The sequence below is a fragment of the Pseudoalteromonas sp. A601 genome, assembly GCF_002165575.1.
Taxonomy (GTDB): Bacteria; Pseudomonadota; Gammaproteobacteria; order Enterobacterales; family Alteromonadaceae; genus Pseudoalteromonas.
Genome location: NZ_MXQF01000016.1, coordinates 87,978 through 109,802 on the forward strand (window position 1 = coordinate 87,978; position 21,825 = coordinate 109,802).

Sequence of the window (21,825 nt, forward strand, 5' to 3'; positions counted from 1 at the left end):
GTGCCTGTCCTTATTATTCTAATTATAGCGACTTCATTGTGCCTTTAGGCAGTACTGCAGAAATCGCAGATTTTTGTACAGTCACTTCAGTTTGATCGTTTAATGCAATAACGATGAAGTCTTTGTCTTCGGCGATTTTTACAATTTTGCCCACTAAACCACCTTGGGTCAGTACTTCATCACCTTTTGCCATCGAGCTCATTAAGCTTTTGTGCTCTTTTACACGCTTAGCTTGTGGGCGGTAGATCAAAAAGTAAAACACTAAACCAAAAATAGCTAACATGATTAGCATTTCGTAACCACCACCTGCTGGGGCTGCACCAGCCGCACTTGCGTGGGCATTTGAAATAAATAAACTCATAACACTTCCTCTTTAATTTTTATAAAATTTAATCGTTTATATCTGCCAGCTCTGGCACTTCTTGGCCACGGCGAGCATAAAAATCATTAACAAATTCATCTAATTTGCCTTCGCTTATTGCGTTACGTAGGCCTTCCATCACACGCTGATAATAACGTAAGTTATGGATTGTGTTTAGTCGCGCACCTAAAATTTCATTACATTTATCAAGATGATGTAAGTATGCACGAGAATAGTTTTTACATGTATGACAATCACACTCAGGATCAAGTGGGCCAGTGTCTGTCTTATGTACTGCGTTACGGATTTTAACAATGCCGCCAGTCACAAATAAATGACCATTACGCGCATTTCGCGTTGGCATAACACAGTCAAACATATCAATACCACGACGTACCGCTTCAACTAAGTCTTCAGGTTTACCTACGCCCATTAAGTAACGTGGTTTGTTCTCTGGCATTTTATATGCGCAGTGATCCAAAATGTTGATCATCTCATTTTTTGGCTCACCTACAGATAAACCACCTAACGCGTAGCCATCAAAGCCTATTTCTTCAAGGCCTTGCTGCGACTGTGCGCGAAGCTCAGGGTACATACCACCTTGAATAATACCAAATAAAGCTGATGGATTATCACCATGGCCTTCTTTCGAACGCTTAGCCCAACGAAGTGATAGCTCCATTGAATCTTTTGCTTCTTTTTCAGTGGCTGGGTATGGCGTACATTCGTCAAAAATCATCACGATGTCTGAGCCTAAATCGCGCTGTACTTGCATCGCTTTTTCAGGAGAAAGCATGATTTTTTCACCATTAACTGGCGAGCTAAACAATACACCTTCTTCAGAAATTTTACGCATAGCGCCAAGACTAAATACTTGGAAGCCGCCTGAATCAGTTAGGATAGGACGATCCCAGTTCATAAAGTCGTGTAAATCACCATGCTGTTTGATGATCTCAGTACCAGGGCGCAGCATTAGGTGAAAGGTATTCCCTAAGCAAATTTGTGCGCCAGTATCTTTAACTTCATCTGGGGTCATGCCTTTAACAGTACCGTAAGTACCAACAGGCATAAATGCAGGTGTTTCTACAACACCTCGGTCAAAAATCAAGCGGCCGCGGCGCGCTTTACCGTCAGTACGGTCTAATTCAAATTTCATATCGTCCTCAATGTCGGAAAAACAGTCCAACTACTGATGTCGGTGAATAACACCAACAAGCTATAATTTAACCGCTCGATTCTACCATTAGTTACTATGGCATTACTATTAATTGGGATAAAAGCCCAGATTAAAAGTAAAAAACCCCAGCATTTAGCTAGGGTTTTACTTACATCTGAGTCTTATTTACTTACGGGTCAAAAACATTGCATCACCATAACTAAAAAAGCGGTACTTTTGTTCTATCGCTGTTTGATACGCACTCATGATGTTATCTTGCCCAGAAAAAGCACTCACTAACATAATAAGTGTTGATTCAGATAAGTGAAAATTAGTAACCATGGCATCAACTACGTTGAACTGATAGCCCGGATAAATAAAGATATCAGTATCACCAAAGTAACTGGCGAGTTCACCGCCGTGAATCTTTGCGGCAGATTCTAAAGAACGAACCGACGTGGTACCTACTGCAATTACTCGTCCACCATTTGCTTTTGCTTTAGCCACCAAAGCAACCACTTCATCAGGCACTTCAATGTATTCCGAGTGCATAATGTGATCATCTACAGAGTCAACACGTACAGGTTGAAAAGTTCCTGCTCCTACGTGTAACGTAACAAAGGCCATGTTAACGCCTTTCTCTTTTAGCGCGGCCATTAAAATATCGTCAAAATGGAGTCCTGCTGTGGGCGCAGCTACTGCACCAGGCTTTTCGCCATACACTGTTTGGTAACGCTTACGGTCATCGTCTGTATCTGGGCGGTCGATGTAAGGTGGTAGTGGCATGTGGCCAATATCGTTTAAAATCTCTAATACATTTTGGCTATCGGTGAATTCTAGTTCAAACAACTCCCCTTGGCGGCCAATCATGGTTGCTTTCGCTTTACCTTCAAGTGTCAGCGTGGTGCCCTCCTTGGGTGATTTACTTGCACGCACATGAGCAAGTACTCTGTGCTCATCAAGTACACGTTCAACTAACACTTCAACTTTACCGCCAGACTCTTTTTGCCCATACATACGCGCTGGAATTACTTTGGTATTGTTAAAGACCAGTAAATCATTTTCGTTCACTAGCGCTAAAATATCGCTAAATACTTTGTGTTCAAGTGCACCTGATGGGCCATCTAAAGTAAGTAAACGGCTGCTTGTTCTATCCTCTTTTGGAAAACGAGCAATCAATTCATCAGGGAGATCAAAGCTAAAGTCAGCAACGCGCATATTAAATATATCCAGATCAAAAAAGTCGCGCCAAGTTTAACTGTATCAGCCGCTTTGCTCAACTAACTCAGTTATAAAATAGCCAGAATGTTTGCTTGTGATTAGGAACAAATGGCATTATCCTAATCTATTGAATTAAGCATGGGTTAATAAGAGGTAATGACTTCATGGCTAAGCAGCTAAAGTTGCTGATTTTAAACGCCAGTGTGACTGAGCGTCAGACTATTAGGTCAACTCTTACTAAACTAAATGTATTCACTTTCATTGAAGTTAGCGACACGCAACAAGCGTTAGAGATTTTAAAACATCAAGCTGTTGATGTTGTAATCACTGGCCTCGATGTGGGTAAAATTGATGGCTGGCGCTTTTCTCGGATGATACGCTCTGGGCTGTTAAAAACTAAAAAGAATACGCCCATTCTACTTACTCCTCCTATTTATTGTGAACGTATAGCTGAAACAACAGCCCGTAGTTATGGTATTGATGCTGTGCTGCCGTTTGAACGCCAAGATATGCTGCCACAAGTGTTAGCCAATGTACTGTCCACACACTTAGAAAAGAGTAGTCGCTTAAACTTACTGTTAGTAGAAGTTGACGATGACAAAGCGGCTGAAATTGAGCAAACCTTGGCGCTAAATTTTGCTTGTAATCGCGCTACAACCAACAAACAAGCATTAGCAACTTATTTACAGCAAGACTTTTCTATTGTGTTGCTGGATGCAACTGCAGATCTTGCAGGACCTGCCAATGAGCTAGTCAAAGAGATATTGCAACACAATTCTAAGCAAGCGATTGTAACCATTATTGAAACGAATGATGCTGATTACACAGAGCAATTGCTTCTTTCTGGTGTTACCGATTTTATACGCGCCCCTTACGAACAGTCTTTTTTGAGCAAAGTGTGCGACCATGCCGCGCGCCGTGAAGATTTTATGGTAAGTTACGCTGAGTTTGCACAGAAGGTTGAACAATTAAGTCAAAGCCAAAGCCGCTATAAAGAACTGTTTTCTGCGCACCAGCGTATTTTATTACACTTAAATACCGTCGTGCTTGAGTTCGATCAACAAGGGCTTATCCGCTTTATTAATCCGGCTTGGGAGTCACTCAGTGGCTTTGGCATAAAACATACTTTAACTAAATCACTCACTGATTTTTGTGTTGATGAATGCAAAGTAAAATTGTTAAGTACAATCAGCACGATACTACAAGATGGTATAGAACAACAAAAAGTTGAAATTCAGATCATCCATAAGGATGGCCGTGCAATATGGGTTGAGTGTCGCTTACAACTAATAAAAAATAGCAGTAGCGCTACTACTATCACTGCAACCATTGATAACATTCATGAGCGTAAACAAGCAGAGCTACAATTACGCCACCTAGCTTTGCATGACACTTTAACCGGCTTGCATAACCGATATTACTTTGATCAACAATTAAATCGTATTTGCCAAACAAGCAATACCTTTGCTGATGTAGAACATGCACTGATTTACATTGATTTAGACCACTTTAAAATTATCAACGATAGCAAAGGCCATCAACAAGGTGATATTGTTTTAAAAGAAGTCGCTCAGTTGTTTACAGCCAATATTAGTGATGAACACCTTGTTTGTAGAATTGGTGGTGATGAGTTTGCGGTTATCTTAAAAAACATAAACTTGTTAGACGCTCATTTGGTAGCTGAAAGCATCTGCATGGCAATTGAAGGCCATCAATTCAAATCGGAAGAACAAATTTATTCAATTAGCTGCTCTATTGGTTTAACACAAATAACAGCAGCCAATCACGACCCGAGTGAGTGTTTAAAGCAAGCTGATATCGCCTTATATATTGCCAAAAATTTAGGCCGTAATTTGGTTCATTGCTATTCTAAAGACGACGCCAGCCATAATACATTACAAGCTGGCCTAGAGTGGGGCCACAGCATCCGCCAAGCCCTTCAGCAGGATCAAGTTGAACTGCATTATCAACCTATCTGGGACTTCAAAAAAGGTGAAGTCGCCTACTTTGAAACACTTCTGAGATTAAAGCTTGATGGTGAATTGATATATCCAAACCAATTTATACCTTCTCTTGAATTACTCAATGACACCTACTTAATGGATCAATGTGTAATTCGTAATGCTGTTGCAGCTATCGCAGCTAATCCAGAGCTCAATCAAATTGCGATTAACTTATCTGCTCAATCATTTTTAGATGAGCGGTTACTACCCCATATTGAATCAACCCTTGAGAAGTTCAATTTACCGGCAACTCGGGTGATTTTTGAAATAACTGAATCTGCCAGTATAAACAATTTAGCTGCAACAAGAGCCATGATTGAAAAACTAAACCGTCTTGGCTGCCACTTTTCAATTGACGATTTTGGTACAGGCTTTAGCACCTTTAATTATCTAAAACAACTCCCTGCGCAACATGTAAAAATTGATGGCTCGTTTGTTCGGGATATGCTTAATGACCCTATCGATTTGGCCTTAGTAAAAGCGATTAATGATATTAGCCGCTCTTTAGATAAGCGCTCTGTAGCGGAATATGTTGAAAATGAAGAGATATTTTTAGCACTAAAAGAAATTGGTGTTGATTACGGACAAGGCTACTTTATTTCACGCCCTGTACCGGTAGAAAAAATAAAAAATGAGCTTGAAAAAATATCTCAAAACAAAACTTTTTACGAACAATAACCTAGCTCAAAAAACATACTTTCTTGCGTAATTCTGCGTATTTTTTACTTCCATATAGCTGTAACTCATCTATACTTTGTACACGATGTTGTTAAATGTCTTGTTTTTACTGTGATAAACAAAAATTCACATGACATCACTAATTAGCTAGAACATACTACTGAGCAATTAACATTTTGTTAGTGGTATTGTCGAATTTAAGGAGTTAAATTATGACGCAATTGATCGTACTACTGCTATTGGTAAATTTAGGGATAACTTATCAGTGCTACCGCTATGCTTGTTTAAAAGGCTACCCTGTTACTACATTTACTTGCCTAGGCTTAGTACCCTACTTTAATCTAGTGGTATGGGTGTATTTATTGTTTTTACCGGATATTACTCCATTCAATAAGCAGTTTGAGTATGAAGAACACAATGAAAAGCAGCCTTTATGACAGGCTGCTTTGTTGGTCAGGGATCGTTCTTAATAAGTTGTATTAGAACTCATAGCTAATGGCTTTAAGGGCTAAGTCATTAGCTTTAATATCGCCCATTACACACTTTTTTATATCCGCCTTATTAAATACTTTGATCATACTTTTTCTGTTATCAGCCAAACCATTGAGCACAAAACTTACATGCTCATCATTAGGTAAGTTACGCAACCCACTGCCATAGTCACACAAAGTTAAACTGATGCTGTTATTAACCTGGGTGAGCAATTTTTGTTGCTCTACGGCTTGCTGTTTGGCATGCTCTGCTTGTTTTTCAGTTATATCTTGACGCAGTTTCTGTTGCTGTTTAGTGAGCTTTACTTGTTGTTTTTCAAGTGCTGCAATTTCTTTTTCAAGGCTCTTTTTGCGTTGCGCTAACTCTTTTGCTTCTGCGCTATTATCATGGCGGCTAGCAAACTCAAGATCACGCTTTTCACGCTCTAAATCGCGTAGTTCACGACTTATATCACGCTCTTGTTCTGCTGCTTCTCTTACTTGTTCAGCCCCTTCTCTCATTACTTCCATAGCTTGTTGATAAGCTTTACGGGATGACTCAACAGCATGTTCGCTTATTGCTTGGGCATGGTCGCTAATAAACTCAATATTCACTTCAGAAAAATCAATCTCAGGCAGAGGAGGTAATGGCGCATTAGGTACGCTACTAAAAAAACTTTGCCAACGGTTCGAACTTCTAATGTCTAATTCAAAAACAACACCTTGCTTAACAAGATAATGAGCTTTTATAGCACGCACAGCTTTATCGGTATCTTGTTTTAATGCTGCGCTAAGAATGTTCTCCATAATGCCAACTTCTCGCTGTATGGCAGCTAAATCATCCGGACTTTGTGCAAATAACTTGCTACTCGTACAACCTAGCATGGCAATAATAACGCCGCTAATCAGTTTATTATTCATATTCATTTACTCCTAATTTTTTGCGATAGCTGCCAATGGCTGCTCTTGAACTTGTTCGGCTAAATCGTTTAACTGCATCCGTAGATAAGCTTGATCTTGAGCACGCTGCGTTTTGAAATAAGTCAGTAAATTATTAAGATCTTCCTGGCGCTCAACCCGTCCGGTAGCTATTGCCTCTTTTGCTAGTTGATACATATGTTGCTGTTGTAACTCATTTTGTGCAGTTATAACTTTCTGTAACTGGTCTATTTGCTTTTGCTGTGATTCTAATAACTGTGTTTGTTTAGCGACCTGATTCAGTAATTCTGGCGCCTGTTGTTTTGGCATCACTAAAAAAATTAACGAACAAACCACAACTGATGCCGCAACAGCCCATACCCCAGCCATACTAAATACGCTTACAGAAGCGAACTGTAGCATGGTCGACTGGCGATCCCACTGTGGCACTGGCACCGTTTTATATTCATTACTATGCTGCTGCCAGACTTGTGCTTGGCTCATCAGCGCACTATATTCAGGATCATTTTCAAGCTGCTGTAATTGCGCAGCATTCAAAACATTGCCTTCTAACCATTGCTCAAAAAGCGACTCTAAATTAGCCATCAACGGCCTCCAAATGAACTTTTAATTTGCCTAATGCACTATATAACCGTGACTTGGCGGTATTTATGGAAATATCGAGCTGCTCAGCTATCTCTTCGAAAGTGCAATGCTGAAAAAACTTTAACTCGACCACTAAACGCTGCTCCCACGGTAAGTTATTTAACATTATTTTTAATTGTTGATGCTCAACTTGCACTAACTGATTATTCTCTAGTTCGCTATGCTCACACACCTGTTCAGGCACTTCATTAAGGCTCTGAAACTGCTTACGGCGCCGATAATACTCAACACTACGCCGGTGCACTATTTGAAATACCCAGGTGTTAAAACTTGATTCACCGCGAAATTTTGGCAAACTTTTGTACACAGAAATAAACACTTCCTGCATTAAGTCCATTGCATCATCAGGGTTGCTCAGCATCCGCAAACAATAGTTATAAACTTGGCTCTCATGCTGTTTAACCAGCTTAAGCCATGCACGTTTATTACCTTGTTGTGCCTTTGCGATTAATGTTTCTAGTGATTGAAAAAACACAATTCTCAATTTTTAATTAACTTACTTATTAGATTAGTCGAGGGGAGAAAATAAATAGTTTGAAATGAGATCAAAAAAGCTCAAATAAATTGAGCTTTTTCAGTATTTGTGGCTAGGAGGCATTGCCCATTTGACATTGCTTATTTAAAAACTCCTCGAGCGCTTGGCTAAACAATCTAAAATCTCGAATTCGACCGGTCGTTTTACGCCACAATATTCCAATATCGCGGTATGCATCACCCTTTGATGGTGTTGCAAGCATATTTTTATTGGCAAGAATCCCTGCATTGATCGCCATTTGTGGTAGGAATGTTACGCCGAGCTGATGTTCAACCATGCTTAGTAACGTATGCAGGCTTGCCGCTTCAAAGGGATTAATACAACTTGAACGATTTAAATGACAAGCGCTTAGTGCGTGCCCTGTCATGCAATGTTCACGCTCTAATAAAAATACACTCGCATCTGGTAATAAATTAAAGTCTTCAATACCTGCGGCTGGTTTGTAGTCTGAGTGATGCACTAAACTAAAATGATCTTGAGCCAATACTTGGGTATGAAACTTATCGGTATCATAGGGTAAGGCAAGTAGTGCTAAATCTATATGGCCATGCTCTAACTTATCTAGCAACTGATCACTGGTATCTTCGACCAGTATCAGTTCTAATTCGATAAAGTTTTGCTGGCAAAAATGGTATAAAGGCGCAGCTATAAAGCTTGCTATGGTAGGTATTACCCCTAACGTTAATTTACCACTTAATGGGTTTAAATGACTTTTAGTCAGCTCTTTAACGCTTAGTGTATCGTCAATGATTTTACGAGCACGTTCAGCAACTTCTTCGCCAATAGCAGTAAACATTAGGCTGCGATTTTCACGCTCAATTAACTGGCAACCGAGTGTTTCTTCTAGAGTTTGAATTGCACTACTTAACGTTGACTGACCGATAAAACAAGCACTGGCGGCACGGCCAAAGTGTTGATGCTGATGCACAGCCAATAAATATTGCAGCTGTTTAATACTGGGTAAATTAGTCATTACTTTGTTACCTACAAATAAAAAGACCCCAATACCTAGGGCATTGAGATCTTTTCAAGCTAAAAGTCTGTGCTACTTAAAAGCTGCGGGAATTAGACTCCGAACGCAATTCTTAATATGTAGAAAATAACAATAGCAAGACCTGCACCAACTGGCAATGTTATTACCCAAGAAACCACAATGTTTCTTACTACACCCATATTAAGTGCAGCTATACCACGGGCCATACCCACACCTAACACAGCACCAACTAAGGTTTGTGTAGTAGAGATAGGCAAGCCCGTACCTGATGCAATAACAACAGTCGATGCTGCTGCAAGTTCCGCAGCAAAACCACGGCTAGGCGTTAAATGCGTAATGCCTTCACCAATAGTTTTGATTACTTTTTTACCTAAAATAGCAAGGCCTGCCACAATACCGATGCCGCCTAATGGTAATATCCACCAAGCTAGGGCCGCTTTTTTAGCAATCTCACCGTTATTTTCAACGATATTAACAACAGCAGCTAGTGGTCCAATTGCATTGGCTACATCATTTGAACCATGGGCAAATGCCATACAACAAGCGGTTAATACCATTAAGATAGCAAATACTTTTTCAACATTGTTGAACTGCATTTTTTTATCCGCTTGTGGGTCTATCTTTAAGCGAGAGATAGCAATTTTACCAATAATACCAACGATTACAGCAATACCGATAGCAAACGCATAACCTTCAACCGCACCTAAATTAATACCAATATGCTTTAAGCCTTTTTTAATAGTCACTAAAGACATAATAAAACCGGCTAGACCCATATATACAGGCACAAAGCGTTTAGCGTTTTTAAGTGGAGCTTCGGTATCAAAAATCAGTTTTTGCGCACTCATAAAGATGAGGTAAGCGATAAAGCCCGAGATAGCAGGGGTGACAATCCAACTACCTACGATACCTGCAACTTTACCCCATTGAATGGCTTCACTGCCTACTGCAACAAGAGCAAAGCCAATAATTGCACCAATGATTGAGTGAGTTGTTGAAACAGGCCAGCCTAAAAATGATGCAATAAGTAGCCAACTACCTGCTGCAAAAAGAGCAGAGATCATACCCAGCACCATCAATTCTGGAATATCCAAGAATGGAGTTGAATCGATAATACCTTTACGAATCGTCGATGTTACCTCGCCGCCTGCGAGATAGGCCCCAGCAAACTCAAAAATCATCGCAATAAAAATAGCTTGCTTGATAGTTAACGCTTTTGAACCTACTGAGGTACCCATAGCATTAGCAACGTCATTCGCGCCAATACCATAAGCCATAAAAAAACCGACTGCTGCGGCAATTAAAATTAATACCGTGCCATAAGATGCAATGATATCCATTGTGTAACCTTAATCTTTCGTTATTGAACTGAGTGTAAATTAACGAGCTAACATCAGCTCAAGACGTGAACCTACGCGCTCTGCAATATCAGCAAGCTCGCCAACCCATTCAATGATTTTATATAAAAACATTACATCAACTGGGTTTAGATCATCTTCAACGACGCGTAATTGGCGACGAATTTTGATTTGCATATCATCCGTGTCTTGTTCTATTGCATCCAATTCAACTAGCATTTTCTCTACTAAGGTCACTTCACGACCTTTAAAACCGGTCTCTAGTAACTCATCTAACTCATTAATCGCATTGGATGCTTGTTTAGTTGCATCAACACAACGAGTTAGATAGGCTAAGAAATCAGTTTGAATCTCTTTAGGGATGGTCATCTCACGACCAATTACACGACCAGCAATGTCTTTTGCTTTATTAGCAATTTTATCTTGTTGGGTGACGAGTTCGAGCAGATCTGTACGCTCTACCGGCATGAATAAGCCACGCGGTAGTTGTAAACGTATATTTCGTTTCATATCGTCGGCTTCACGCTCTAAATTGCGAATGTTCAAGCGAATCTCTTCTGCTTGAGCCCATTCTTCTTTAAATACGTGATTGAAAAAAGGGATCAAAGCTTTACTTGCTTGATGTACCTTTTTGATGTGATCTTCCATTGGCTTGATAGGAGATTTTGCGAATACCCCTAAAAATGCGTTTGTAGGCATAACTGACCCTTAAATCAAATTAGTATGCTTTGCGGCGTGAATTTTACAGCATTCACAACGATTGTGAACGCTTTTTATTACTTCACTGCGCCCTGAATACAATATTAATAACAGCACTCATAGAAAAAGCGACCTAAAGCCGCTTTCAATAATAAATTATCAAAGTCATTTTTATAATGACTTTTCTATATCTTCTTGAGATGTATGACGAATATCTTTACCGTTAACAAAATAGATGATGTATTCAGCAATATTCTGACAACGATCGCCAATACGCTCTAATGAACGAACAGACCACACTAAATCCATAATTTTTGGGATTGAACGTGGGTCTTCCATCATATAGGTCATAATTTGACGTGTGATCGCTTCATATTCACGGTCAACCTTGGCATCTTCTTTGTGAACTTCAAATGCTTTTTGTACATCCATACGCGCAAATGCATCTAATACATCATGCAGCATTTTAGATACCTGACGCCCCATGTTTTCAATGTTCACTAATAAATCTTGCTGATCTTTGGTAAACGAATCTAACGCAACTTTAGCAATACGTTCAGCTTCATCACCAATCCGCTCAAGATCGGCAATGGTTTTAGCTATCGCAACGACTAAACGTAAATCGCTCGCAGCAGGCTGACGACGAGCAATAATGCGTGTGCACTCATCGTCAATGTTCACTTCCATTGCGTTTACTTTATAATCATTTTCTCGTACTTTGCGCGCAAGCTCCGCATCACCATTACTGACAGCATCTAGCGCACTATTGAGCTGCTGCTCAACTAAGCCTCCCATGCTTAAAACATGGTTACGTACGTTCTCAAGCTCTTGATTAAAGCGACCTGAGATATGCTTATTAATATTGTGTTCCATTGTTTACCTTCTTATCAAATTCGTAATAACACTGCAAAATCGGTAGCAATTACCTTAACCGTAACGACCTGTAATATAGTCTTCAGTTTTCTTTTTGCTCGGTGTAGTAAATAGAGTATTGGTATCTGCGTACTCAATTAACTCACCCATGTACATAAATGCTGTTTGATCAGATACACGTGCTGCTTGTTGCATGTTATGAGTAACAATCACAACGGTAAACTTATTTTTTAAATCGTTTATCAATTCTTCAATAACTAACGTAGAGATAGGATCAAGTGCAGACGTTGGTTCATCCAGTAACAAAACTTCTGGTTCAATCGCGATTGAACGGGCAATCACTAAACGTTGTTGCTGACCGCCTGATAAACCAAATGCACTGTCATGAAGTCTGTCTTTAACTTCATCCCATAATGCAGCACCACGAAGTGACTGCTCTACAACTTCATCTAGCTTACGTTTTTCTTTGATCCCTTGTAAGCGTAGGCCATAAACCACATTTTCGTAAATTGATTTAGGAAATGGGTTTGGACGCTGAAACACCATACCAACATTACGACGAAGGGCTGCAACGTCAACGCTTTTATCGTATATATTTTGTCCGTGTAGCAGTATTTCACCATCTATACGACAAATATCAACTAAGTCATTCATGCGGTTAATACAACGTAATAGTGTTGATTTACCACAACCTGATGGCCCGATAAAGGCAGTTACTTGGCCTTTAGGGATTTTCATATTCACTGAGCTTAGCGCTTGCTTATCACCATAGTAAAGATCTAAGTCTTTGATCTCGAGTGCCGTTTGCTCTGTTGCTAAATTTTCTAAGTCCAATTTCAAGCTACTGCCTGACTGGTTAACTTGTGGAGCGACTGTAATCATGTCTTTTTACCTTTACTAATTAATGCTCAAGCGATCTGAATTTTTCACGTAAATGATTACGTATGCCGATTGCTGTGATATTCAATGTAATAATCACCGATACTAACAAGAATGCTGTGGCGTATACTAGCGGACGAGCCGCTTCAACGTTAGGGCTTTGGAAGCCTACGTCATATATATGAAAACCTAAGTGCATAAACTTTCTATCTAAGTGAAAATATGGGAAGTTTCCATCAAGTGGTAATGTAGGTGCCATTTTAACTACACCGACCAACATTAATGGTGCTACTTCACCCGCTGCGCGAGCAACGGCTAATATTAAACCTGTCATAATGGCTGGGCTTGCCATTGGTACAATAATACGCCACAACGTCTCAGCTTTAGTTGCTCCGAGAGCTAACGAACCATGACGAACGGTACTTGGAATACGTGATAAACCTTCTTCAGTAGAAACGATAACCACTGGCAGCGTTAAAATAGCTAAGGTTAATGCAGACCACATTACACCGGGGGTACCAAATACAGGACTTGGCGCCGCTTCAGGGTAGAACAATTGGTCTAAGCTACCACCGAGCATGTATACAAAGAAACCTAAACCAAATACACCATAAACAATCGAAGGTACACCCGCTAAATTGATTACCGCGATTCGAATCATTTTTGTGACGGCATTTTTAGACGCGTATTCATGAAGGTAAATCGCGGCAATAACACCAAATGGAGTCACAATCACCGCCATCAGCATTACCATGAAAACAGTACCAAAGATTGCGGGGAATACCCCACCCTCAGTATTTGCTTCACGAGGATCATCAGCAACAAACTTACCCAATTGCACAAAATAATGGCCTAGCTTTGCAAAGAAGCCCATATCATTTGGTTGCCAAAAATCGAGTACTTGGTACAGCGGGATCGTTACCACTTCACCACGCATATCTTTAACCATGACTTGGTCACGCTTTGCTTGATTACGTAATGCGAACAACTGTTTCTCTAACACGAGATATTCAGCACGAAGTTCAGCCCTTTCTTGTGCTAACTCTGCCACGCGTTCGTCTGTTAATGCATCATCAAGTAAATAAGATTTCTCTCTTAAACGAATACGCTCTAACTCGTAGTTTATATGACCAATATCACCATTTTGTAAATCAAGCGCTTCTTCGTTTAACTCAACAGCGCGTTCTACAAGCTCTTCTAATAGCTCTGTTTTATTATTAGTGATGACTTGCCCGTCTTTTATCACCTGTTCAACATAACCGTAGAAGTTACCGTTTTTACTACGTTCGAATACTGCTAAGTCCGCAGGCATAGATTTTGATTTTATGTCTGTTTCTAAAATCCAACGAAAATCTAAATCAACGTATTCACGGTTACCAGTTTTAATCAATAAACGCTCTAAATGCTCTTTGTCAAAGCCTGACAAATCAATACCCATCGCCTCTAAGCGAGACTTTGGCACCATTTCACGGTCATAAATTTCACCAATAACAGTTTGCTTTGCAACTGAGCCATCTAACTCAAACTGCGCAACTTCTGATGGCCAGAAAAAGCTTAAACCTTTCCAAGCAATCATTGCTAATAACCCTAATACAGAGATTAAGCTGATACTTACTGCACCACCTGTCATCCATATCCAAGGAGAACCTGACTTAAACCACTGCTTTACCATGTCGTGTCTCTCCACTTACATTGAGCTGTATTTATCACGCAGCTGCTGACGAACAAACTCAGCTACTGTGTTGAAAATAAAGGTGAATATGAATAATACAAATGCTGCTAAGAACAAGATGCGATAGTGAGAACTACCCACTTCAGACTCTGGCATTTCTACTGCAATGTTTGCGGCTAATGTACGCATACCTTGGAAAATACTCCAATCCATAATTGGCGTATTACCCGTTGCCATAAGTACAATCATGGTTTCACCTACCGCACGACCTAAGCCCATCATTACAGCAGAGAAAATACCTGGGCTGGCTGTTAGTAGCACCACACTCACTAAGGTTTGCCATTGCGTTGCACCTAAAGCTAACGAACCATTCGAAAGATGTTTTGGCACGCTAAATACCGCATCTTCTGCTATTGAGAAAATAGTTGGGATAACGGCAAAGCCCATTGCAATACCCACAACCAATGAGTTACGTTGGTCAAAGGTCATACCAAGCTCATTGGTTAAGTACTGACGTACATTGCCATCAAACACCCACAATTCAATTGCACCACTCATGGCAAAAGCTAGCCAACCGATAAGTAATACCACTGGGATTAATAAAATTGAATGTGAGCCTTCAGGAATACGATGACGGATGCTCGAAGGTAATTTAGTCCAGCCGTAAGCGGTACCTAAAATACCCAATGGCAGCATAACCAACAAACCGACAATAGCAGGTAGGTGCTCTTCAATTAATGGTGCAAGCCATAAACCCGCTAAGAAACCAAGTATAACTGTTGGTAATGCTTCCATGATTTCAACTGTTGGCTTAACCACCTTACGTAATGAACCAGACATAAAGTAAGCAGTATAAATTGCTGCTGACAATGCAATCGGCACAGCGAACAACATGGCATACATAGCTGCTTTGATTGTACCGAATGAAATCGGCACTAATGAGAATTTTGATTCAAAGTCGTCACTGGCTGAGGTTGACTGCCAAATATAACCTGGCTCAGGGTAACCTTCGTACCATACTTCTTGCCATAGCGCTGACCATGTTACCTCTGGATGCTCGTTATGAATTTCTAGCACGGTTAACTTATCATCCGCTAAAACCAATGCTGCATTTGAACGCGGCGCAATAGCAAAGTTCTCGATTGGGCCTTCACTTACTTTGCCTTGCCATAACTTAGCCTCACTAGTGGTGTAATAAACACCTAACTCACCATTAGAGCTAGTAGTGAAAAAAGTACGGCGATAAAATTCAGTGAAGATATCTAACTTACTTTGTTTAGATGTTTCGAATGAGCGAATTTTTTGATACTCACGACCATCATCAGTGTTTACTTCAAACCACTGTGACACTTCACCGTTGTCATTTGCCAACATCAACGAGTTAGCCCCAGCCAGCAATTTAGCCGAAACAAGGTTGGCGTTTTCTTCGTTTGCGGCCAGTATTTGAATTAACTCAACTTCACTTGGGTAACGAGTATCGTAAATATAAATTTGATTTGCGGTACGAACAAAAACACGCGTCGTATCAGGCGACATAAGAAGCTGATCAACACGTCCTTCTACATCTAGCTCAGTGCGCTCTACTTGCCATTCAACCTCGCCTGTAAACATATTTTCTTGTGCCACAAAGCTACTAAATACAATGCGCTTATCTGCGGTTTGTGCAACCACAGCGGTACTTTCTTCAAAATGGCTGAATGCAAACTGCGATAAAGCAATTCCTCCATCATCAACAACTAACGAAATCTCACCCAGCGGATAATCTAGTCGAGGTGTTAACTTGCGAGTATTATTTGGAAAAGTAACAAGGAACTTTGGTGCAACAATACTAACAGTACCGTTTTCTAAACCGTATGCATATAAACCTTGAAATGGTGCGCTGTTAGCAAAGCTTGTTACATCCGCTTCTAGCGAAACATCGAGTGATTCAAGTTTATCGCCAAAAGAGGCTTCTGCTACGCTGTAGAAATCAACATTACCTTGCTTAGAAAGTAAAAAAGCGACTTCAGTTTGCTCTTCCACCCCTAAACCGACGACCTGCTCTGTATTATTTAATGCAAAGCTATCGCGGGTTTCAACTTTAGCTGATTCGAAAATAGGTTGAACAACGTAAAGCAGATAAAAGAATATTAGTAGCAAAGCTATTAATACCATTATACCGCCAGCAGTAATGCTAAATTGGGCAAACCTGTCTTTAAATAGACGGCTTCTATCCGTATTAAAAGACGGTTTATTCGGATTGGAAGTCATCGAAACACCTTTAAAACTTAACGTTGGGCTGATTATATTTCACCAAGATGACAGTATTGTTACAGCCGTCACAATTCCGAGGTTAAGTTTTCATATCTGAATGGTATATGTAAAAGGTATTATTTTTCATGCTGTTAAAGTAAAACTGGCCAAGATGAGAAAATTTCAACTAAAATTTTTGTTAATCACTATCAGCTAGTTAGCGTAAACAGCACATAAAAAGGGACTAATATATTGTATACTTATTAAACTTAAAGTCAAAAAGTTGGACAAAATAGCGGATAGAGTCAATACTCAATCTGAATTTTTAACCATAACAATCATGCAACTATTTTACGCCGACGCACTTCTCTCTTTATAATCGGTATTTTTAGGAATCTACTATGAAGCAACTAGTTATAACTATTTTAGGGCAAGATCGTCCAGGGCTTGTAGAAGATATTTCTTCTGCAGTTTTAAATCATCATGGCAATTGGCTCACCAGCAATTTAAGCCATTTAGCAGGCCATTTCGCGGGTATTATTGAAGTGGCAGTACCAGCTGAGCATCTACAAGAGTTACAAGATTCATTACACGGCCTGCCACAACTAGAAGTACGTATTGAAACTGGTAGCGATGAGCTACCAGATACACCTGTTGAAGAACTTAATTTTGTTATCACTGGTAATGATCGCCCCGGTATTATCCAAGAGCTCGCCGGTGTGATTAGACATAAAGGGGCAAATATTACTCATTTAAATTCAAAGCAGCAAAGCGCACCTAATTGGGGTGTGCCAATATTTAGTGCTGTTGCGACCGTTGAGTTACCCAATGGAATGAATAAAGATGAAGTTGTCGCTGCACTTGAAGCTATCACGGCTGATCTCATTGTTGATATTGAAGACGCTTAAGATCTAAAAACCAAAATATCCCCATGGCAAATGTGTAATAAAAATGACATGTTTGTCATGTTAATGTCATCTTCTTGTTCTATCTTTTAGCTAGCTTTAAATAAAGGAATAGAACATGAATGCTTGCACTGACTTGCCGCAAACAATAAATTACTTTGCCCCTGAACTAAGTTGGCTTTCATTTAACGACCGCGTATTGCAAGAAGCAAAAGATAAAAACAACCCTATCATCGAACGCATGCGCTTTTTAGGGATATTCTCGAATAACCTAGACGAATTTTTTAGAGTAAGAGTTGCCGATGTAAAGCGCCGTATTCTACTCAATAAACTCCCTGATACGAACTTTGATGAAGACGAACTACTGCTTACTCAAATCCAGCAAAAAGTGTTACAACTGGGTAAAAAGTTTAATCAAATACATCAGCAAATTTTAATTGATTTAAACGAACATAACATTCATGTCGGCCGACCAGAAGAACTCAGTGAATTTCATATCAATTGGTTAAGAACATTCTTTTTCGACAACGTCTTACAGCATATTGCTCCTATAATGCTCGACGAGAATAAAGATTACTCTGATCATATCAACGACACTATGACTTACATATTTGTTGAAATGCTGGGTGATAAAAACCACTATGCCATGTTAGAAGTTCCCACCGATAGAGCTCCGCGTTTTGTGATCTTACCGCCAGAAAAAACCCGCAGACACAAAACAATAGTATTGCTTGATGACATTATTTTATTTTTTATCAACGACGTGTTCAGTAGCTTTTTTAGCTTTAACGAAATACAAGGTCACTCGATTAAACTAACTCGAGATGCCGAATACAACCTTGATGATGAACTCGAAGAAGGCATTCTAGATAAAATGTCAAAAGGCCTAAAGCAGCGTATATATGCAGAACCAGTGCGTCTGGTGTATGATGAAGCCATGCCTGAATCTATGCTCAAAGTAATGAAAAAGCGTTTAGGTGTAACTCATCATGATGCCCTTATTCCTGGCGGGCGTTACCGTAACTTTAGAGATTTTATTGGCTTTCCAAACATTGGCAGGCAATATTTAGAAAATAAAAAATTGCCTGCATTACAAAGTAGCGCTTTTAACAATCACGCCAGCGTGTTTGATGCTATTAGCAAACAAGACATACTTCTTTATTACCCGTACCACACTTTTAATCATTTATTGGAGTACGTGCGCCAAGCGGCATTTGATCCAAAGGTCACGCAAATTAAAGTAAACATTTATCGTGTCGCCAGTAAATCACGATTAATTTCATCATTAATTAATGCAGTTAAAAATGGTAAGAAAGTGACCGTCATGGTGGAGCTAAAAGCACGCTTTGATGAGCAAAACAATATTGAGTGGGCAAAGGTACTGAGTGCAGCAGGCATTAAGGTCATTTTTGGTATACCGGCATTAAAAGTACATAGTAAGTTATGTATTATACACCGCAGAGAAAAAGGCCAAATTGCAAAGTATGTACATGTTGGCACGGGAAACTTCCACGAGAAAACCGCAAAAATTTATACTGACTTTAGTTTGTTTACTAAACACACCGGCATTTGTGATGAAAGTGACAATGTATTCAAATTTATAGAAAGTAGTTATAAACCCTTTGTATTCGAACACTTAATGATTTCGCCAGTGAATGCCCGCGAAGTACTTAAAAATTTAATTAACCAAGAAATAGCGCATGTAGAAAATGGTTATAGCGGAAAAATCACCGTTAAGATAAATAACTTGGTTGATAAAGAGCTAATCGATTGCTTGTACCTCGCGGCAAGAAAAGGTGTTAAAATTCGCATTATAGTACGCGGTATGTGCTCTTTAGTACCTGGTATCAGCAATTTTAGCGATAATATCCGTGTTATTAGTATTGTTGACCGCTTTTTAGAGCACCCACGTGTGATGGTGTTTGGCAACAATGGCGAAGAAAAAGTTTATATTTCATCTGCAGATTGGATGACTCGTAATTTAGATCATCGTGTTGAGGTGGGTGTGCCCATATATGACGAAAAATTAAAACAGCTGATCATTGATATAATTGAGCTACAATTTAAAGACCGTACCAAAGCGCGCATTATCGATAGTGAGCAAAAAAACAACTACGTTAAACGTGGTAACCGTAAAAAAATTCGCTCACAAATAGCGATTTATGATCACCTAAAAAAATGGGAACATAATTATAACAATGAATGATTATCCTTCAATTGCTGCCGTTGATTTAGGCTCAAATAGTTTTCACTTAGTGGTAGCAAGAGAGGTAGATGGCTCTTTGCAAATTCTCCATAAAGAAAAGCAACGAGTGTACTTAGCTGATGGCTTAGATGATAAATTTCAATTAAGTCAGGCCGCTACTGATAGAGCTTTGGCAGTCTTAAAGCAATTTGCTGCGACATTACAAGATTTCCCAGAGAGTAATGTCAAAATCGCAGCCACTTATACTCTCAGGCGCGCTAAAAACATTAACTCGTTCTTAACTCAAGCGAGCAAAGTGTTTCCATATCATATAGATGTTATATCTGGTCAAGAAGAAGCCCGCTTAATTTATCAAGGCGTTGCCCACTATATCCACCATGATGAAAACCGTTTAATTATTGATATTGGTGGTGGTAGTACTGAACTTATAATCGGTAAAAACTTTAAGCATAAATTGTTAGCTAGTCGTAATATGGGGTGTGTAAGCTATACCAAGCAATTCTTTGCTGATGGCATCATTAGTGATAAGCGCTTTAAGAAAGCACAAATAAAAGCAGAGCAAGAGCTTGAGATTATCTACGCTAACTACATTAGTGCAGGTTGGAAAGCGGTTGTCGGTACATCAGGCACGATTAAGTCAATTCTGGCGATGATAAGTGCTAATGATCCAGAACAAAAAAACATTACTTTAGAGCGTTTACAAGAACTAAAAACACAGTTTATAGCCGCTAAAACCATTGATAACTTATTGATCACAGGCTTAAGCCCAGAGCGCCAAGTAAGTATTTGTGGTGGCTTGGCCATACTAATTGCTATTTTTGAGTTATTTGCCATTAAAGAGATGGACTACAGCGACTTTTCCCTGCGTGAAGGTCTACTGCATGAAATGCAGCAAAAGCTGGCTCTTAAGGATATTCGTACTAATACCATTGCGAACTTAAGTGAAAGAAATGCCATAGATAAAGTACATGCTGGGCGAGTAGCTGTGACTGCTGATTGGCTATTTGAGCAAGTGCAAACTCAGTGGCAATTAGACTCTTTGGATAACCGTCAGTTGCTAGGTTGGGCAGCACAATTACATGAAATTGGTTTAAGTATTAACTCATCAGGCTTACACAAGCATAGTGCTTATGTTGTGCAAAATAGTCAACTTCCTGGCTTTACTCAGCAACAGCAAACCTTATTAAGTTGTATGATCCGCTTTTATCGCAAAAAAATCCGCCTAGAAGAGTTCCCTAATTTGCTGTCTGTGCCGCATTTTAAAATATTGCAGCTTATAGTATTGCTTAGATTGGCCGTTTTATTGAATCAAAAACGCTTGAGTGGTCAAAACCAAGAATTGGCAGTAACGGTAAAAGGCAACAGCATGTTACTGCAGTTTCCAGTTGACTGGTTAGGAGAGCAAACTTTGCTTTTAGCTGATTTACAGCAAGAGCAACGCTATCTGAAAAAGGTCGGTTTTTTAATCGACTTTGTATAGGAAGTTTGGATAGCGTCACGCTATCCAAACTCTTAAAAACTTACATGTCCATATGACGGTTAGAGCTTTGCATCATTTGTTTTACACCTTGTTGCTCAAGCTCAAGTAACTGCTGTAGCTTTTCTTTACCGTGCTCTGTTTCTGCACGTGCTAGTAAATATTCATATAGGTCGATCACCTTTTGGTGCTGGCCTGATAAATAAGCTTGAATAACCTGCTCATCTACCTGCTTATCTTTATTTAAATCATTAAAAGTCAGTAACTCGGGATTTTCAGCAAAGTATTCATAGCAGTAAGTATCCAGTGTATTAATTTCTGTGATCGCTTTAAAACCAACAAGATCTTCCGCTAACTTTTTTTCGTACTTAAGATAGTACTCAACCAGCATTTTATTATGCTCATCTAAAATGTCTTTAACGCTATAAAAATTCGCCGCCATTTGGGTGTGAAACAAAACTGTCCAATCGTATACTTGTTGTATTGTTTTAACTTGCATGTGCATTCCTTATTAACTAACGT

Annotated in this window: 19 protein-coding genes; 5 read left to right on the top strand and 14 right to left on the bottom strand. The window is 39.5% G+C overall.

Annotated features, from left to right (window positions below):
- Window positions 1–22: 22 nt before the first annotated feature.
- From yajC to queA, 3 genes are all read right to left on the bottom strand, one after another.
- On the bottom strand, window positions 23–361 hold the full coding sequence (gene yajC / locus B5G52_RS14425; protein ID WP_087533343.1) for a preprotein translocase subunit YajC: 339 nt from the start codon (window positions 359–361) through the stop codon (window positions 23–25).
- A 28-nt stretch (window positions 362–389) separates the two neighbouring features.
- Window positions 390–1,517: a tRNA guanosine(34) transglycosylase Tgt gene (tgt, locus tag B5G52_RS14430; protein WP_087533344.1), complete on the bottom strand. Its 1,128-nt coding sequence runs from the start codon at window positions 1,515–1,517 to the stop codon at window positions 390–392.
- Between the two features lie 186 nt (window positions 1,518–1,703).
- Window positions 1,704–2,735, bottom strand: a complete 1,032-nt coding sequence (gene queA, locus B5G52_RS14435; protein WP_087533345.1) for a tRNA preQ1(34) S-adenosylmethionine ribosyltransferase-isomerase QueA — start codon at window positions 2,733–2,735, stop codon at window positions 1,704–1,706.
- Window positions 2,736–2,902: 167 nt separating this feature from the next.
- Here queA and B5G52_RS14440 point away from each other — a divergent pair, with 167 nt between their 5' ends.
- Both B5G52_RS14440 and B5G52_RS14445 read left to right on the top strand, forming a co-directional pair.
- The gene (locus B5G52_RS14440; protein WP_087533346.1) at window positions 2,903–5,419 is read left to right on the top strand and encodes an EAL domain-containing protein; all 2,517 of its coding nucleotides are present in this window, start codon (window positions 2,903–2,905) and stop codon (window positions 5,417–5,419) included.
- Window positions 5,420–5,631: 212 nt separating this feature from the next.
- Window positions 5,632–5,856, top strand: coding sequence for a hypothetical protein (locus B5G52_RS14445; RefSeq protein ID WP_087533347.1), 225 nt, complete (start codon window positions 5,632–5,634; stop codon window positions 5,854–5,856).
- 42 nt (window positions 5,857–5,898) lie between these two features.
- Here the strand turns inward: B5G52_RS14445 and B5G52_RS14450 are convergent, their stop codons facing one another.
- The 10 genes from B5G52_RS14450 to B5G52_RS14495 form a co-directional block, all read right to left on the bottom strand.
- Window positions 5,899–6,810, bottom strand: a complete 912-nt coding sequence (locus B5G52_RS14450; protein WP_087533348.1) for a hypothetical protein — start codon at window positions 6,808–6,810, stop codon at window positions 5,899–5,901.
- 12 nt (window positions 6,811–6,822) lie between these two features.
- On the bottom strand, window positions 6,823–7,413 hold the full coding sequence (locus B5G52_RS14455) for a hypothetical protein (RefSeq protein ID WP_087533349.1): 591 nt from the start codon (window positions 7,411–7,413) through the stop codon (window positions 6,823–6,825).
- Window positions 7,406–7,948: an RNA polymerase sigma factor gene (locus B5G52_RS14460; RefSeq protein WP_087533350.1), complete on the bottom strand. Its 543-nt coding sequence runs from the start codon at window positions 7,946–7,948 to the stop codon at window positions 7,406–7,408. The genes B5G52_RS14455 and B5G52_RS14460 overlap by 8 nt, the downstream gene beginning before the upstream one ends.
- Window positions 7,949–8,060: 112 nt before the next feature.
- On the bottom strand, window positions 8,061–8,981 hold the full coding sequence (locus B5G52_RS14465; protein WP_087533351.1) for a hydrogen peroxide-inducible genes activator: 921 nt from the start codon (window positions 8,979–8,981) through the stop codon (window positions 8,061–8,063).
- 92 nt (window positions 8,982–9,073) lie between these two features.
- The gene (locus B5G52_RS14470; protein WP_087533352.1) at window positions 9,074–10,342 is read right to left on the bottom strand and encodes an inorganic phosphate transporter; all 1,269 of its coding nucleotides are present in this window, start codon (window positions 10,340–10,342) and stop codon (window positions 9,074–9,076) included.
- Window positions 10,343–10,381: 39 nt separating this feature from the next.
- Complete coding sequence (locus B5G52_RS14475; protein WP_087533353.1) at window positions 10,382–11,059, bottom strand: TIGR00153 family protein; 678 nt, start codon at window positions 11,057–11,059, stop codon at window positions 10,382–10,384.
- A gap of 171 nt (window positions 11,060–11,230) precedes the next feature.
- Window positions 11,231–11,932 carry a phosphate signaling complex protein PhoU gene (gene phoU / locus B5G52_RS14480; protein ID WP_087533354.1) on the bottom strand — a complete coding sequence of 234 codons (702 nt, stop codon included), beginning with the start codon at window positions 11,930–11,932 and terminating at the stop codon, window positions 11,231–11,233.
- A 54-nt stretch (window positions 11,933–11,986) separates the two neighbouring features.
- Complete coding sequence (gene pstB / locus B5G52_RS14485) at window positions 11,987–12,814, bottom strand: phosphate ABC transporter ATP-binding protein PstB (RefSeq protein ID WP_087533355.1); 828 nt, start codon at window positions 12,812–12,814, stop codon at window positions 11,987–11,989.
- A 19-nt stretch (window positions 12,815–12,833) separates the two neighbouring features.
- A complete protein-coding gene (gene pstA / locus B5G52_RS14490) occupies window positions 12,834–14,483 on the bottom strand; it encodes a phosphate ABC transporter permease PstA (protein ID WP_087533356.1) in 1,650 nt (549 codons plus the stop codon).
- Between the two features lie 15 nt (window positions 14,484–14,498).
- The gene (locus tag B5G52_RS14495) at window positions 14,499–16,733 is read right to left on the bottom strand and encodes an ABC transporter permease subunit (RefSeq protein WP_087533357.1); all 2,235 of its coding nucleotides are present in this window, start codon (window positions 16,731–16,733) and stop codon (window positions 14,499–14,501) included.
- A 383-nt stretch (window positions 16,734–17,116) separates the two neighbouring features.
- Between B5G52_RS14495 and B5G52_RS14500 the strand changes: the two genes are divergently transcribed.
- The 3 genes from B5G52_RS14500 (at window position 17,117) to B5G52_RS14510 (ending at window position 21,306) form a co-directional block, all read left to right on the top strand.
- Entirely contained in the window at window positions 17,117–17,623 is a 507-nt protein-coding gene (locus B5G52_RS14500) for a glycine cleavage system protein R (protein WP_087533358.1), read from the top strand.
- A 115-nt stretch (window positions 17,624–17,738) separates the two neighbouring features.
- Window positions 17,739–19,826: a polyphosphate kinase 1 gene (gene ppk1, locus B5G52_RS14505; protein ID WP_087533359.1), complete on the top strand. Its 2,088-nt coding sequence runs from the start codon at window positions 17,739–17,741 to the stop codon at window positions 19,824–19,826.
- A complete protein-coding gene (locus B5G52_RS14510) occupies window positions 19,819–21,306 on the top strand; it encodes an exopolyphosphatase (protein ID WP_087533360.1) in 1,488 nt (495 codons plus the stop codon). The genes ppk1 and B5G52_RS14510 overlap by 8 nt, the downstream gene beginning before the upstream one ends.
- A gap of 40 nt (window positions 21,307–21,346) precedes the next feature.
- On the opposite strand, the gene B5G52_RS14515 is transcribed toward B5G52_RS14510, so the two are convergent.
- Entirely contained in the window at window positions 21,347–21,802 is a 456-nt protein-coding gene (locus tag B5G52_RS14515; protein ID WP_087533361.1) for a hypothetical protein, read from the bottom strand.
- Window positions 21,803–21,825: the final 23 nt, after the last annotated feature.